This is a genomic window from Amycolatopsis sp. NPDC045836 (genome assembly GCF_056431745.1).
In genome coordinates, this window is the sequence record NZ_JBWKKF010000019.1 from 61,692 (window position 1) to 75,999 (window position 14,308).

The 14,308-nt window shown below is 72.5% G+C and carries 16 protein-coding genes and 1 tRNA gene; 7 read left to right on the forward strand and 10 right to left on the reverse strand.

The window, feature by feature from the left end; genetic code table 11:
• Positions 1–25: 25 nt before the first annotated feature.
• Positions 26–1,114, reverse strand: coding sequence for an IniB N-terminal domain-containing protein (locus tag AC07EG_RS30970; RefSeq protein ID WP_478256765.1), 1,089 nt, complete (start codon positions 1,112–1,114; stop codon positions 26–28).
• A 275-nt stretch (positions 1,115–1,389) separates the two neighbouring features.
• Between AC07EG_RS30970 and mptB the strand changes: the two genes are divergently transcribed.
• A complete protein-coding gene (mptB, locus tag AC07EG_RS30975; protein WP_478256766.1) occupies positions 1,390–2,790 on the forward strand; it encodes a polyprenol phosphomannose-dependent alpha 1,6 mannosyltransferase MptB in 1,401 nt (466 codons plus the stop codon).
• A gap of 213 nt (positions 2,791–3,003) precedes the next feature.
• Here mptB and AC07EG_RS30980 read toward each other — a convergent pair.
• From AC07EG_RS30980 to AC07EG_RS30995, 4 genes are all read right to left on the reverse strand, one after another.
• Positions 3,004–3,094, reverse strand: a tRNA-Ser gene (locus AC07EG_RS30980).
• Between the two features lie 45 nt (positions 3,095–3,139).
• On the reverse strand, positions 3,140–3,352 hold the full coding sequence (locus tag AC07EG_RS30985; RefSeq protein WP_478256767.1) for a CsbD family protein: 213 nt from the start codon (positions 3,350–3,352) through the stop codon (positions 3,140–3,142).
• A gap of 53 nt (positions 3,353–3,405) precedes the next feature.
• Positions 3,406–3,867 carry a nucleoside deaminase gene (locus AC07EG_RS30990; protein WP_478256768.1) on the reverse strand — a complete coding sequence of 154 codons (462 nt, stop codon included), beginning with the start codon at positions 3,865–3,867 and terminating at the stop codon, positions 3,406–3,408.
• A complete protein-coding gene (locus AC07EG_RS30995) occupies positions 3,867–4,349 on the reverse strand; it encodes a tRNA adenosine deaminase-associated protein (RefSeq protein ID WP_478256769.1) in 483 nt (160 codons plus the stop codon). The genes AC07EG_RS30990 and AC07EG_RS30995 overlap by 1 nt, the downstream gene beginning before the upstream one ends.
• 79 nt (positions 4,350–4,428) lie before the next feature.
• Here AC07EG_RS30995 and AC07EG_RS31000 point away from each other — a divergent pair, with 79 nt between their 5' ends.
• Together AC07EG_RS31000 and AC07EG_RS31005 are read left to right on the forward strand one after the other, a co-directional pair.
• Positions 4,429–5,667 (forward strand): M20 metallopeptidase family protein, encoded by a 1,239-nt coding sequence (locus tag AC07EG_RS31000; RefSeq protein WP_478256770.1) that lies wholly within the window; start codon positions 4,429–4,431, stop codon positions 5,665–5,667.
• A 10-nt stretch (positions 5,668–5,677) separates the two neighbouring features.
• Positions 5,678–6,655: a prephenate dehydrogenase gene (locus tag AC07EG_RS31005; RefSeq protein WP_478256771.1), complete on the forward strand. Its 978-nt coding sequence runs from the start codon at positions 5,678–5,680 to the stop codon at positions 6,653–6,655.
• A gap of 5 nt (positions 6,656–6,660) precedes the next feature.
• On the opposite strand, the gene AC07EG_RS31010 is transcribed toward AC07EG_RS31005, so the two are convergent.
• The 4 genes from AC07EG_RS31010 to AC07EG_RS31025 are packed head-to-tail and all read right to left on the reverse strand — an operon-like array spanning position 6,661 to position 10,087.
• Positions 6,661–6,888 (reverse strand): antitoxin, encoded by a 228-nt coding sequence (locus AC07EG_RS31010; RefSeq protein WP_478256772.1) that lies wholly within the window; start codon positions 6,886–6,888, stop codon positions 6,661–6,663.
• 44 nt (positions 6,889–6,932) lie between these two features.
• Entirely contained in the window at positions 6,933–8,882 is a 1,950-nt protein-coding gene (locus AC07EG_RS31015) for an FUSC family protein (RefSeq protein WP_478256773.1), read from the reverse strand.
• Positions 8,883–8,894: 12 nt separating this feature from the next.
• Positions 8,895–9,596, reverse strand: a complete 702-nt coding sequence (locus tag AC07EG_RS31020) for an SGNH/GDSL hydrolase family protein (protein WP_478256774.1) — start codon at positions 9,594–9,596, stop codon at positions 8,895–8,897.
• A complete protein-coding gene (locus AC07EG_RS31025) occupies positions 9,593–10,087 on the reverse strand; it encodes a GbsR/MarR family transcriptional regulator (protein ID WP_478256775.1) in 495 nt (164 codons plus the stop codon). Before AC07EG_RS31025 ends, AC07EG_RS31020 begins: the two co-directional genes overlap by 4 nt.
• Before the next feature lie 94 nt (positions 10,088–10,181).
• On the opposite strand from AC07EG_RS31025, the gene AC07EG_RS31030 reads away from it, so the two are divergent.
• Both AC07EG_RS31030 and AC07EG_RS31035 read left to right on the forward strand, forming a co-directional pair.
• On the forward strand, positions 10,182–11,078 hold the full coding sequence (locus AC07EG_RS31030; RefSeq protein WP_478256776.1) for an ABC transporter ATP-binding protein: 897 nt from the start codon (positions 10,182–10,184) through the stop codon (positions 11,076–11,078).
• The gene (locus AC07EG_RS31035; RefSeq protein ID WP_478256777.1) at positions 11,075–12,673 is read left to right on the forward strand and encodes an ABC transporter permease; all 1,599 of its coding nucleotides are present in this window, start codon (positions 11,075–11,077) and stop codon (positions 12,671–12,673) included. The genes AC07EG_RS31030 and AC07EG_RS31035 overlap by 4 nt, the downstream gene beginning before the upstream one ends.
• A 3-nt stretch (positions 12,674–12,676) precedes the next feature.
• Here the strand turns inward: AC07EG_RS31035 and AC07EG_RS31040 are convergent, their stop codons facing one another.
• Positions 12,677–13,093, reverse strand: a complete 417-nt coding sequence (locus tag AC07EG_RS31040) for a hypothetical protein (protein ID WP_478256778.1) — start codon at positions 13,091–13,093, stop codon at positions 12,677–12,679.
• A gap of 92 nt (positions 13,094–13,185) precedes the next feature.
• Here AC07EG_RS31040 and AC07EG_RS31045 point away from each other — a divergent pair, with 92 nt between their 5' ends.
• Together AC07EG_RS31045 and AC07EG_RS31050 are read left to right on the forward strand one after the other, a co-directional pair.
• Positions 13,186–13,914 (forward strand): hypothetical protein, encoded by a 729-nt coding sequence (locus AC07EG_RS31045; RefSeq protein WP_478256779.1) that lies wholly within the window; start codon positions 13,186–13,188, stop codon positions 13,912–13,914.
• Positions 13,881–14,270: a hypothetical protein gene (locus AC07EG_RS31050; protein ID WP_478256780.1), complete on the forward strand. Its 390-nt coding sequence runs from the start codon at positions 13,881–13,883 to the stop codon at positions 14,268–14,270. The genes AC07EG_RS31045 and AC07EG_RS31050 overlap by 34 nt, the downstream gene beginning before the upstream one ends.
• Positions 14,271–14,308: the final 38 nt, after the last annotated feature.

Genomic DNA, 14,308 nt, shown 5'->3' on the forward strand with positions numbered 1-14,308 from the left:
CGCTTCGGCGTCGAGGCGGGGTGCCTTACAGGCCCAGGCCGTCGGTGAGGTCGCCCACCACCGGCAGGTCGCCGACCTGCGGGGCGAGGTCGCCGACCGGGGTGCTGTCCACGATGTCACCGACCGGGCTGTTCTGCACCACGCCGGTGACGTCGCCGACCACGCCGGTGACCTGGTCCAAGCCGGGCAGCTCGTTGGCCACCGGCAGGTCGACGGGCAGCTCGGAGGGCAGCTCCGGCAGCGACGGCAGCTCGGTGGGCAGGTCCACCGGCAGGGCCGAGGTGAGGTCGTCCAGGCCGTCGAGGCCGAACGAGCCCAGCGGGGAGTCCACCGAAACGCTCAGCGCGTCGACCGGGTCGCCGGTCAGGTCCGCACCGACCTGCAGGCCGAGGTCGCCGACCGGGGTCTCCAGGCCGCCGCCGACCGCGGCACCCTCGGTGCTCACGGCCAGCGCGCCTTCGCCGTCACCGAGGAAGGTGTCCACCTCGGTGCTGCCGGCGAGGCCGTCCAGGCCACCCGCCGCCGCCAGGCCGACGCCCGCGGCGTCGGTGCCCACACCACCGCTGGCGGCAAGACCGTCCAAGCCCACCGCGGTCGCACCCTGGGCGGCGAGGTGGTCGTTGCCGAAGCCGAGGCTGCCTGCCACGCCTCCGGTGCCGCCAGCGGTGGCCAGGCCGAGGTCGCCGAGCGCGGTGCCCACACCCTGGCTGGCGGCGAACTCGGTGCCGTCGGCGGCGATGGCGCTGCCGCCGGTGAGCAGTTCGTTGGCGAAGCCGAAGCTGTTCGCGAAGGCACCGTCCTCGAACTGCGTGGCCGAAGTGAAGTCACCCAGCAGCGGGGCGACCTGGCCGGTCACCTGGTGGGTGAAGAACTCGAGGGTCTGCACGACGTCCTCGGCACCGTCGGTCGGCAGCGCGCCGAGCAGGTCGGTGACCGGCAGACCGGCCTGGTCGGCCACCAGCGGCAGCACTTCCTGCACGTCCTGCGCGGTGACGTCACCCAGCCCGGCTTCGCTCAGCACGGCGGTGGGGTCGGCGATGAAGGCGGACCGGGCAGCGTCGTCGGTCAGCAGGTTGAGCACGAAGTCGTGCAGGGTCACGTCCTGGAGAGACAAGGTGGAACTCCTCATTGGCGGGAAAGCGTCCAGGCACGGTGGCGAATACCGGCCCGCGTGCCGGGATAGACGTTATGGACTCGAGACCCGGCGGACATCGGGGATCACACGCGGCGATCCCCCTCATCCGAACGAGGGGAGACCCACTCACCCATTAGGGGGTTAGGGGATCACCAACTGGGGGTACGCATCAAACTAGGAGTTTCGCCACAGCTCACCGGGGTGAACCCGGCATTCCCCCCGAACGGGTCGATGGCCCGTGACAGCATGGCGCGATGCTCCGGGCTGATCAACTCCGCTGGACCGGTTTCGCCGGTGTGCTGCTGCTCGTGGGGACCACCCTGGTCCGGGGTGGCGCCCCGGTGCTGGCGGTGGCGATCGCCGGGATGGGCCTGGTGGTGCTGGCGTGGACCCTGCTCGGCAGGCTGCCCGAACTGCCGGGGGCGCGGTGGCTGCGGTGGACGCTGGTGCTGTGGGGCGCGCCGCTGCTGGCCGCGCCGCCGCTGTTCAGCGGGGACGTGCACAGCTACCTGGCGCAGGGGGAGATCGCCGCGCACGAGCTGGACCCGTACGTCATCGGCCCGGCGGAGGGGCTGGGTGCGGAGTCCGCGATGACCCAGCGCGTGAGCGGTTACTGGCGGGACACGCCGTCGCCGTACGGGCCGCTGTTCAGCCTGCTCCAGCGCTGGATCGCCGGGGTGGTCGGGGAGAACCCGGCCGTCGGCGTGTTGGCGCACCGGCTGGTGGAGGTCGTCGGGCTGGTGCTGATCGTCTGGGCGGTGCCGCGACTGGCCGAGGCGGCCGGCGTGCCCGAGCGCACGGCGCTGTGGCTCGGCGTGCTGAACCCGCTGGTGCTGTGGCACTTCATCGCCGGGGTGCACAACGACTCGCTGATGCTGGGCCTGATGCTGGCTGGCACGGCGTTCGGCCTGTCGGCACTGGAGCCGGCGCGGCTCGACTGGTCGCGGATGTCGATCGGCCTGCTGCTCATCGGCGCCGGCACGCTGGTGAAGCTGCCCGCCGTCGTCGCCTTGGCCGTACTGGGCACCGCGATCGCCCGGCGGCACGGCGCCACCTGGGGCCGCCTGCTGCTGGTCGGCGCCGCGACGGTCGCCGGCCTGGCGGTGTTCTCGGCCGCGGTCTCCCTGGGCACCGGCTTCGGCTTCGGCTGGCTCCGGACACTGGGCACTTCGGGCACCGTGAACAGCTGGATGGCCCCCACGAACTGGTTCGGCTTCCTGACCGGCGGCATCGCTTCCCTGTTCGGGGCGCACATCACGCAAACCATGATCGGCGTCGGGAAGCTCATCGGGTACGTGCTGATCGCGGGTGGTGTCCTCCGGGTGCTGCACCGGCAGCTGACGGGCCGGTTGACCGAGGTGCGCTCGCTGGGTTTGGTGCTGCTGCTCGTGGTCGCCTTCGGCCCGGTGGTGCAACCCTGGTACCTGCTGTGGGCGGCGATCCCGCTGGCCGCCTGCCTGCCTCCCGGCCGCCGGCGCGCTGCGCTGACCGGTGGGCTGGCTTTGTTCGCGGTGCTGCTCCCACCCGAATCGGGGAAGGCGGGGGTGCTGGTCACGGGGTACCTGGGCAGCATCGTCCTGGTGGCGGTGAGCTACCTGCTGCTGGAACGCCTCGCCCGCCGCCCCGAACCCGCGGCGGTCAACGCCCCGAACTGACCACTTTGGACCGATCACCGAAGCGCAGGAGACCAGTGCCGTTCCGGATGTGGCCGGATTGCCCGCCACAGCGAACGGCCTCACGGTCGCATCGGCCTGATCGTCGGTTTCACCCCGCGCAGCGGCGCTTGCTCCGAGCTCTGCCGAAGCAGCTGAACCGAGGCCACACACGCGAAGAACCCCGCCCGGTTGATCCGGACGGGGCTCTTCGGCTGGCGGTAGCGGTGGGATTTGAACCCACGGACGGGGGTTACCCGTCACACGCTTTCGAGGCGTGCTCCTTCGGCCGCTCGGACACGCTACCGCCGACTAGGTTACTGCATGACCTTCCCGCCCGGGCAACCGGGGTTCAGCGGTCCTCGGGGCGCGGGCCCTTCAGGTTCTGCACGGCGCCCGCTGCCTTGTCCCGGAGGTCGTGGCCGGCTTCCTTGACCTCACCCTTGGTCTGGTCGGCCTTGCCCGAGTCGCGCAGGTCTTCGTTGTCGGTGGCGTGCCCCAGCTTCTCCTTCGCGGTGCCCATCGCCTGCTGGGCCTTGTCCTTGGCCTTGTCCACGAGGCTCATGAGAGTGTTCCTCCTTCGTTGGGGTGCCCATCGGGTACCCACGGAACCACCGCTCATTCCCCCCGGCGCCGTGTGGCGAAGAACTCAGCCATCAGGGCGGCGCACTCCGCCTCCATGACCCCGCCGTAAACCTCCGGGCGATGGTTCAGCCGCGGATCCCGCACCACGTCCCACAGCGAGCCGACCGCGCCGGTGCGGGGTTCCCAGGCGCCGAACACCAGGCGTGCCACGCGGGCGAGGACCAGGGCGCCGGCGCACATGGTGCAGGGCTCGACCGTGACGACCAGGGTGCAGCCGTCCAGGCGCCAGCCGTCGCCGAAGGCGCGGGCCGCGGCGCGCAGGGCGAGCACCTCGGCGTGGGCGGTCGGGTCGCCGAGTTCCTCGCGGGCGTTGCGGGCGCTGGCCAGCACCGAACCGTCGGGGGCGTAGACCACGGCACCGATCGGCACGTCACCGACCGCGAGCGCGCCCCTGGCCACCTCGATGGCGGCTCGCACCCCGCCTTCGAAGGACATCACACCTGGTCGAGCAGCTTCGCGAACTCGTCGCCGAAGCCGCAGCGCTGCGCGACCATCAGCAGCTGCTCGTCCGGGTAGCGGTCCACCTCACCCACGATGACCTGCAGCTCGGGGCCCGGCAGGCCGAAGTCGGCGAGGATGTCCAGGTCGCCCTCGGGCCAGATGGACTCGTCGTCCTCCTCCGGCGGGTCCACGCGCAGCAGGTCGAGCACGTCCGCGGCGATGTCGTAGTCCAGCGCCGCGGCGGCGTCGGACAGCAGCAGCGACGCGCCCCGCGGGCTCGGCCGCACGATCACGAAGAACTCGTCGTCCACCGCCAGCAGGCCGAACACCGCCCCGGTGGACCGCAGTTTCGCCAGCTCGGTGATCGCGGCGTCCAGTTCCGCCAGTGCCCCGGTGTCCAGCTGCGAGCAACGCCAACGGCCGTCCTCGCGCACCACGGCCACCGCGAACCCGGTGATCGCCTCCTGCCCCGCCATGCGCTCACCGTATACCGCGGGCCGACCGCGCTGCGCCCGCGAAACACACCCGTTGGCCCACTGGTGCCACTATCGGGACATGAGCCCTTCCGGTCCCACCGAGCTGCCGCCGCTGCCGAACGCCCGTTTCGCCGGGTTGCTCACCGCGGCGAAGGCGTTGCAACCGAAAACCGTCGACCTCCGCCGCGAACTCCACCGCCACCCCGAACAGGGCCTGCACCTGCCGAAAACGCAGGCGGCGATCGAGCGCGCGCTGGACGGGCTGCCGCTGGAGCTCACCCGCGGCAAGTCGACCACCTCGCTGACCGCGGTGCTGCGCGGCGCCCGTCCGGGCCCGTCGGTGCTGCTGCGCGGTGACATGGACGCCCTTCCGCTCACCGAGGACACCGGACTGGAATACGCCTCCGAGGTCGAGGGCACCATGCACGCCTGCGGCCACGACACGCACGTCGCGATGCTGGCCTCGGCCGCGCACCTGCTCGCCGAGCGCAGGGACGACCTGGCCGGGTCGGTGGTGTTCATGTTCCAGCCCGGCGAAGAGGGCTACCACGGTGCCCGCCACATGATCCACGAAGGCGTGCTCGAGGCCGCCGGGGAGCAGGTCAGCGCCGCTTTCGCGCTGCACACCTACGCCAACGCGCAGTCCGGCCGCGTCCTCACCCGGCACGGCCCGGTCCTCGCCTCGGCGGACAGCTTCCACGTGCGCGTGACCGGCCGGGGCGGGCACGGCTCGGCCCCGCACCAGGCGCTCGACCCGGTGCCGGCGGCCGCCGCGATGGTCGGCGCGCTGCAGACGATGATCACCCGGCGGGTCAGCGTGTTCGACCCCGCCGTGCTCTCGGTGACCCGCATCTCGGCCGGGACCACCACCAACATCATTCCGGAGACCGCCGAGCTCGAAGGCACCATCCGGACGCTATCCGAGCGGACCCGCGCGTTCGTGCGGGCGGAACTGCCGAAGGTGTGCGAGAGCATCGGCGCCGCACACGGGTGCCGCGTGTCGGTCGACATCGAACCGGGGTATCCGGTGACCGCCAACGATCCGGCCGAGGCGGACCTGGTGAACTCGCTGGCGGAGCAGGTGCTCGGCGTGCAGCACGTGCAGCCGATGCCGGAGCCGATCATGGGTGCCGAGGACTTCTCCTATGTGCTGCAACGGATTCCGGGGGCGTTCGCGTTCCTCGGCGCCTGCCCGCCGGAGACCTCTTTGGACGACGTCGCGCCGAACCACTCGAACCGCGTGCGGTACGACGAGGACGCGATGGCGAACGGAGTAGCCCTGTACGCGGCGTTCGCGCTCGCTCACCTGGCGCACTGAACCTGGCAAGATGAGCCCCGTGCGAGACGTCTGCGTGATCGGGCTCGGGTTGATCGGCGGTTCGGTGCTGCGTGCCGCCGCCGCGGCGAAGAGGACGGTGTGGGGTGCCACCGCGTCCGAATCGGACGCCGCGGCGGCGAGGAACCAGGGCTACGACGCGGGAACCGACGTGGCCGCCGCGTTGCGCCGGGCCGCCGGGGCCGACGCGATGGTGGTGCTGGCCGTGCCGCTGACCGTGCTCGACGAGACCCTGCACCTGGTGGCCGAGCACGCGCCGAACGCGCTGCTCACCGACGTGACCAGCGTGAAGACCCCGGTGCGGCGGGCGGTCCGCCGCTGGGTGCCCGCCGCCGGGTACGTCGGCGGGCACCCGATGGCGGGCGACTCGCGGTCCGGTTGGGACGCCGGTGACGCGGAGTTGTTCCGGGACGCGGCCTGGGTGGTGGAGGTCGAGGACGACACCGACCTGACCCGGTGGGCGGAGGTGGCCGAGTTCGCCATTTCGCTGGGCGCGCACGTGGTGCCGCTCTCGGCGGCGGCCCACGACGAGGCCGTCGCCCGGATCTCCCACCTGCCGCACCTGCTCGCCGCGATCCTGGCCGCGGTCGGCGCGGAGGGCGGTCCGGCGGCGATGGCGCTGGCGGCGGGCTCGTTCCGGGACGGCACGCGGGTGGCGGGCAGCCGCCCGGAGCTGGTCCGGGCGATGACGGAGGGCAACCGGGAGGCGTTGCTCCCGGTGGTCGACGACGCACTGGGCAGGCTCGGGGCCGCCCGCGGCTCGCTGGCGTCGACCGGCGGGCTGGCCAAGACCATCCAGGCCGGTCACCAGGGCGCGCAGGCGTTCGCGGAGCACCGCGCGCAGGACCGCGCCGGCCTCCAGCTGAGCCTTTCGGCGCCAGACGCCAGGGAGGCGTTGCGCGCGCTCGGCGAGCGTGGCGGCCGGATCACCGGGATCACCGGCGACCAGGCCACCGCCGAATCAAGCTGAGCGGTTCACCGCGCGGGCGGGGGTGACGGCGGCGGGGTCTGGTCGCCGCCCCCCTGGTTCTTGTGCAGGAAGCCCTTGGCCTTCCCGGTGGCGTTGTCGATCTTGTCCGAGTGCTTGCCGAACTTGGCCTTCGCCACCCCGCTGGCCTTGTCGAGGCCCTGCTCGATCTTGTCGCTGTTCTTGTCCAGCGCGCTCTTCGCCTTGTTCTTCAACTCGTCGAAGTTGATGCCCATGCCTCCATGGAACCGCAGATCGGCGAGACCGCAAGCCGGGGTAATCAGGTCCAGCGATCGAGGAGGAACCGGCGGACGAACCGCATCGGCGAGCGTTCGGTGAGGTCCGGGCCGCGCACCGCGTCGAACACCGCGGTCAGGCCGTCGACCACGCCGGACAGCTGCTCGCTCCGCGGCATCGCCAGGCTCGCCGGGTCCCGCTGCTCGCGCACCGCCCCCGCCAGTTCCGCCAGCGCCGCCGTGACCTGCTCGACCTCCTCCGGCCGGGGTGGCGGCGCGCCGTGCTCGACGGTGACCACCACCTCGGTGATCGCGTCGGCGAGCCGTTCCAGTTCGACGATCACCGGCCACCACGCCACCGCCTGCCGCCCCGCCGCCGACGGTTCCACGATGACCTGCTGGAAGGTGGTGCGCAGGTCGGCCAGCGCCCGGTACGCCCGGCGGCGGCCGCGGGAGCGTTCCGCCCGGTCGTCCGGGGAATCGACCGGCCGCAGCGCGCGGGCGGCGTAGGTGGTCACCGAGTCCAGCGCGTCGGCCAGCTGCCCGCCGACCCGCGGGCGCGTGCTGCCCGGCCAGAGCAGGTAGCCGAAGAGCAGCACGATCGCGCAGCCGAGCACGGTGTCCACCAGCCGCGCCAGCACCACCGACCAGTCGCCGTGGCTGGACAGGTCCATCTGCAGGATGATCAGCGGGGTGACGAAGGTGGCCAGCAGGCCGTAGTTGCGCACCTTGCCGATGGCCACCCCGGCGGCGAACACCGCGCTGAACACCACCAGCCACCAGCCCTGCGCGCCCAGCCCGAGCACCGCGGCGCCGATGCTCACCCCGGCCACCGTGCCGAGCCCGCGCAGCACGGCCCGGCCGAACACCGAGCCGAAGTCCGGTTTGAGCACGATGCCGACGGTCAGCGTGATCCAGTACGACCGCTCGAACGGCACCAGCAGGCTGACCACCTCGGCGATCGCCACGCACAAGGTCAACCGCAGCGCCGCGGTCCAGGTCACCGGCCCGGCGAGCGAGCTGAAGTAGTCGCGCAAGCGCTTGCGCAGCGGGACCGGTTCCCGGCGCCTGCGTTCCTTGCCCTTGCCGATCTTCACCAGACCGGCCCGCAGGGCCAGCGCCATCGGCTCGTCGCTGTCGATTTCCGGCACCGGCGGCAGTTCGGCGTCCATCCGGACCGCGGTGGCCAGCCGGACCAGGTGGTCGACCAGTTCCCGCGGCGGCCGCTCCCCGGCGTTGACCATGGCCACCGCCGCCTCGACGGCCGGGGTGCTCGCCGAGAGCACGGTGAGCAGCCTGCGGTAGGTCTCGTCGCGCCCGGACAGCCACGACCGCGCGGTGAGCAGCCGGTCGTAGGCGGTGTTGAGCGCGGCGGTCAGCTGGTGGCGGGCGGCGCGCTGGGTGTCCTCGTCCTCGGCCGTCAGCATGGCCGCCAGCTCGATGAACACCTGCGTGACCGCGGTGCGCTCGGGGGTGGTGGCGCGGACCGTCCAGCCGAACAACGCGACACCCAGGCCCCACACCGCACCCACCACGAAGCACAGCAGCGAAACCTCCAGCTGCACGCCGAGCAGGTGCTGACCGGTACCGAGCACGCAGAAGACGAACATCTGCAGCGCCGCCACCGAAGCGTTGCTCCCGGCCGCGCTGAGCAACGCCGACAACGCCGAAACCACGATCACCACCGGGATCGACGCCGCCGGATCACCCCCGCTGAGCAGCCCGGCCAGGTAACCGAGGAAGGCGGCGAACGCGGCACCGGCGATCCGCCGCGCGCGGTAGCGGTACGGCCCGGCGGCCTCGGAGAGCACGGTCGGCAGCGCCCCGGTGGAGACCACCGCGCCGAGCGCGATGTCACCGAGGGCGAAGCCGGCCGCCAGCGGGACGGCCAGCGCGATCGGCGCGCGGACCGCGCGGGTCCACGGCGTCGGGTCCGGCTTGCTGCGCAGCAGGTGCACCAGCCAGTTCGGGGCGGACAGATCGCGCGAGCTCACGCGCCCACTGTCTCATCCCGACACGAGGTGATCAGCCCAGATCCGGTAGCCGTCGGGGCCGGGGTGGAAGCCGTCGGCGGCGAACGCGCCCGCGGTCATCCGGTCCACCGGCATCACCACGTGCCGCACGCCGGGCAGCGCGGCCAGCGAGGCGGCGGCCCGGTCCAGCGCCAGCGAACGCAGGCCCAGCACGTCGCGCAGCGGCCGGGGCAGCGCCGGGAACCGGCCGAGGTGCGGCACACCGGTGAGCACCACCGGCACCGGGCCGAGCGCCCGCCGCACCGCGCAGACCAGGCGCAGCAGGTCGCGGCGGTAGCGGGACGGCGAGTGCAACTCGATCGTGTCGTTCACGCCGAGCGCGATCACCACCAGATCGGCGGGTTCGGCGACCGCGCCGGGCAGCAGTTCGTCGTGCACCACGCGGGCGTTCGCCCCGGTGCGCCCGGCCACCCGCCACGCCACCCCGCGACCGGTGCGGGCGGCCATGGCGACCGCCAGCCGCCCGGTGAGCGCCTCGTCGTGCGTCCGCGCGCCCACGCCATCCACAGTGGACTCCCCGAGCACGAGCAGGCGCAGCGGATCGGGGCCGGGCACCAGCCCGCGCAGCGGTCCGGCGGCCCCCGGCAGCCGCGGGGTGTCCCGGCGGACGCGCAGGCCCTGGCGCACCAGCACCGGCGCCAGCAGCACCGTGGCCAGATCGGCGCGCAGCCTCACCGGTTCTTCTCCTTCTCGTTGCGCCAGCGGTCGATCAGCACCGGGATCTCCTTGCCGATGAACTCGAAGAAACCCTTGGTCTCGGCGATCCGCCTGCCCGCCGGGGTGTCCGGGCCGACCGCGTCCATCCCGCGGCTCAGCACTTCGGACAGCTGGTGGTAGATGGCGTCCTTGCGGCCGAAGCCCTCGTACCACTGGTCGTCGCTGATCAGGTAGTGGTCGCGCCGCTCCCCCGGCTCGCGCGCGCGGGTGACCAGGCCGACGTGCGTCAGGTAGCGCACCGCGCCGGACACGGCGGCGGGGCTGATCTGCAACACCTCAGCCAGCTCACCCGCGGTGAGGCTGCCCTTCTGGGTGGCCAGCAACGCGGTGAACACCCGCGACGCCATGCGCTGCAGGCCGGCGTCGGTCATCATCAGCGCGAAGTCCTCGATGAACTGCCGGGTCGCCGCGTCGCCCGGCGGCCCGTGGTCTTCTGGGGTGCTCGACATGCCTCCATCCTCCCCGACCTGGTGAACAGCCCTCACTTGGTCCATACGTTTTCTTAACTTCACAACTTTGTGAAAAAAGTGTAGCTTCGACGCCATGGACAACGCCATCTCCATCTCCGGCCTGGTCAAGACCTTCGGCCGGACGAAGGCCCTCAACGGCCTCGACCTGTCCGTCGCCTCGGGGGAGGTGCACGGATTCCTCGGCCCGAACGGCGCCGGGAAGTCGACCACCGTCCGCGTGCTGCTCGGCCTGCTGCGGGCCGACGCCGGGACCGTCCGCCTGCTCGGCGGCGATCCCTGGCGCGACGCGGCCACCCTGCACCGGCGGCTGGCCTACGTGCCCGGCGATGTCAACCTCTGGCCCAACCTCTCCGGCGGTGAGGTGATCGACCTGCTGGGGCGCCTGCGCGGCGGGCTCGACCAGCGCCGCCGCGCCGAGCTGGTCGAGCGGTTCGACCTCGACCCGAAGAAGAAGGGCCGCACCTACTCCAAGGGCAACCGGCAGAAGGTGGCCATCGTCGCCGCCCTGTCGTCCCGGGTGGACCTGCTGATCCTGGACGAGCCGACCTCCGGGCTCGACCCGCTGATGGAGGCCACCTTCCAGTACGCCATCCAGGAGGAACGCGAGCAGGGCCGCACCGTGCTGCTGTCCAGCCACATCCTCGCCGAGGTCGAGGCGCTGTGCGACCGGGTGAGCATCATCCGCAACGGGCAGAACGTGGAAACCGGCACGCTGGCCGAACTGCGGCACCTGACCCGCACCTCGATCACCGCGGAACTGGCCGGGCACCCGAACGGCCTGTCGGACCTGCCGAACGTGCACGACCTGCACGTCGAGGGCAACCGCGTGCGGTTCGACGTGGAGACGCACTCGCTGGACGAGGTGCTGCGCCAGCTGGCCGGGGTCGGCGTGCGCAGCCTGGTCAGCCAGCCGCCGACGCTGGAGGAACTGTTCCTCCGCCACTACACCACCGAAGCGGGTGTGCGGTGAACCGGCCGTTGCTCGGCACGCGCCACCTGGTGCGCCTGGCGCTGCGCCGCGACCGGATCACCCTGCCGGTGTGGGTCCTGCTGCTCGGGCTGACCCCGGCGGCGGTCGCCGGTTCCTACGCCGAGCTGTACCGGACCGAAGCCGAACGGCGGTCGCTGACCACCGGGATGGCGGCGAACCCGTCGCTGAACCTGATCTACGGCCCGCCGTTCGACCTGTCCGACGCCGGCGGGTTCACCGTCTGGCGCTACGGCACGATCATCCCGTTCGCCCTGGCCATGGCCTGCGTGTTCACCGTGACCCGGCACACCAGGCAGGAGGAGGACACCGGCCGCCAGGAGCTGCTGTCCTCGGGGGTGCTCGGCCGGTACGCCGCGCTGACCGCGGCGGTCACCACCGGTGCGCTGACCGCGGCGGGCACCGGCCTGCTCACCGTGGTCGCGCTGACCGGCGCCGGGGTGCCGGTCACCGGCTCGGCAGCCTTCGCCGCGGCGATCACGCTGGTCGGCCTGGTCTTCACCGCGGTCGCCGCGATCACCGCGCAGCTCGCCGAATACGCCCGCACCGCCAACGGGCTGGCCATGGCCGTGCTGGGTGCCGCCTTCCTCCTCCGCGCCGTCGGGGACGCGGCGAAGGACGTCGGCTGGCTGTCGTGGTTGTCACCGATCGGCTGGTCCACCCAGGTCCGGCCGTTCGCGGGGGAACGGTGGTGGGTGCTCGGGCTGCTGCTCGGCACGGCGATCGCGCTGGGGGCGCTCGCCTACGCCCTGAGCACGCGCCGGGACGTGGGCCTCGGCCTGCTCCCCGCGCGGCCCGGCCCCGCCACCGCCGCCCCCGGCCTGCGCAGCCCGCTCGCCCTGGCGTGGCGGCTGCACCGGGGCTCGTTCCTCGGCTGGACGATCGCGTTCGCGGTGATGGGCGCGTTGTTCGGCTCGCTCGCCGCGGGTATCGGCGACGTGGTCGGCGAAAGCCAGGCCACCGCGGAGCTCTTCGAGCGGATGGGCGGTGCCGATCGGATCGTGGACGCCTTCCTCGGCACGCTCGGCCAGATCTTCGCCCTCATCGCGTCGATGTACGGGGTGCAGGCGGCGCTGCGGATGCGGGCGGAGGAGGTCGCGGTCCGGGTGGAGCCGCTGCTGGCCACCCGCGTCGGCAGGCTCCGCTGGACCGGCGGGCACCTGCTGTTCGCCCTGCTCGGGTCCGCGGTGCTGATGGCCGTCGCCGGGGCGCTGGCCGGACTGCTGCACGGGTTGCGCGTCAGCGATGTGGCGCACCAGGTGCCGTCGGTGCTCGGGGCGACGATGGCGCAGCTGCCCGCGGTGTGGGTGGTGCTCGGGCTGACCGTGCTGCTGTTCGGGCTGCTGCCGAAGTACGCCACGGCGGCCTGGGCGGTGGCGGGCGTGTTCGTCGCGCTGAGCCTGTTCGGACCGGTGCTGCAGCTGAGCCAGGCGGTGCTGAACCTGTCGCCGTACACGCACATCCCGAAGCTGCCGGGCGCGGAGTTCACCGCGACGCCGCTGGTGTGGCTGGCGGGCATCGCCGTGGTCGCGTTCGGCGCGGGTCTCCACGGTTTCCGCCGCCGCGACATCGGCTGAGGATCAGCGGACGCGGACGGTCCCGCTCGCATCAACCAGGAGTTGCTGCTGCGGGCCGCCCGCGCCGCAGTGGGGTCCGTTCGGATAGGTCTGCTCCGCGGTCACCGGCAGGGTCTGGTGGACCACCACCGCACCGCTCGTGCCGGTGAGCCGGACGGTCACCTGCATCTCGACCAGCGGCAGGTCGTCGAAGGTGGCGAAGCCGTGCCCGCCGCCGGGCGGGTAGAAGTCGATGGTGCCGGTCCGGCAGCGGAAATCCCAGCAGAGTTCCAGGGTGCCGGCGTCGACCTCGGCCGCCAGCGCCGGATCGACGTCGACGCCCACCCCGATCGGCGTACCGATCGTCGTGCAGGCGTGCCCCCCGCCGGAACACGCGGTCAGGGCGGCGAGCAGGAACACCAGCGGGGCGAAGGCGCGCATACCGCCAAGACGCGAGCCGGGCCGGGTGCGGTTGCTCCTTCGCCGGTAGCTGAAGCCGGGATCCCCGCCGCCCCCGCCGGCAGCTGGAGGACGTGCCGACCTGGGGACTGCTCCGAAAAGCCGACTTGCGCCGGTTCTGGACCGCCGACCTGCTCAGCCAGTTCGGCACCCGCGTCGCCTTCCTCGGGGTGCCGCTGCTCGCCACCACCACGCTGAACGCCTCCGCCACGCAGGTGGCGCTGTTGCGGGCCCTGGAAACCAGTGCGTACCCGGTGCTCGGCCCGCAGGCGGGCGCGTGGGGCGACCGGCTCCGCGTCCGGCCGGTGCTGCTGGCCGCCGATCTCGGCCGCGCTGCTGATCGCGTCGGTGCCGGTGTGCGCGGTGCTCGGCGTGCTCACGCTCTGGCAGCTGTTCGCGGTCGTGGCGCTGACCGGGCTGCTCACCGTCTTCGACGTCGCCCACCAGACCTACCCCCCGCGCCTGGGCGACCGGTCGGCGTTGCCCGAAGGCAACGCCGAACTCCAGACGAACACGTCGATGGCGGCGGTCGCCGCACCCACCGCCAGTCGTCGGCTGGGTGGCTGGCTCGCATCCGCACCCGCGAAACCCGTCCGGTGGTATCGAAACGCCGGCTGCACACGGAAATCGGCGAGGGACTTCGGCTGGTGTTCCGGCACCCCGTGTTGCGGGCGCCGGCGTTGAGCGGCGCTTCGACCAGCCTCTTCCAGTCGATCCACATCGCGAGTTCGGTGGTGTTCCTGGTTCGCGAGCTCGGCCTGTCCCCCGGGTGCTCGGCCTCGCCTACCTGCTCTACCCGCTGACCGGCCGCGGCTGGGGCCTGGCCTTCTGGTGCCTCGCCGGGTTCGGCACCGCGTTCGGCGTCATCGTGGTCAACGTCCTGCAATTGACCTACCAGCAGCTGAACTGCCCGGAGGAACTGCTGGGGCGGGTCAGTGCCACCGTGCGCTTCCTCGCGCTCGGCGTGGTGCCGGTCGGCAGCGTGGCCGCCGCCGCGCTCGCCCCGGCGATCGGGTTGCGCGCCACCTGTGGACGGCTGCGCTGGGCATGCTGGCTTCGGCGGGCTGGCTGGTTTTCTCGCCGCTGCGCTCCGGCGATCGGCCGCCGGGGAACACCCGAACGGGGTAGAGACCGTACGGACGGTCGGCCGCTACCGTGATCGCGGTAACAGCACGAAGACGTGCTGTCGCCCCGCAG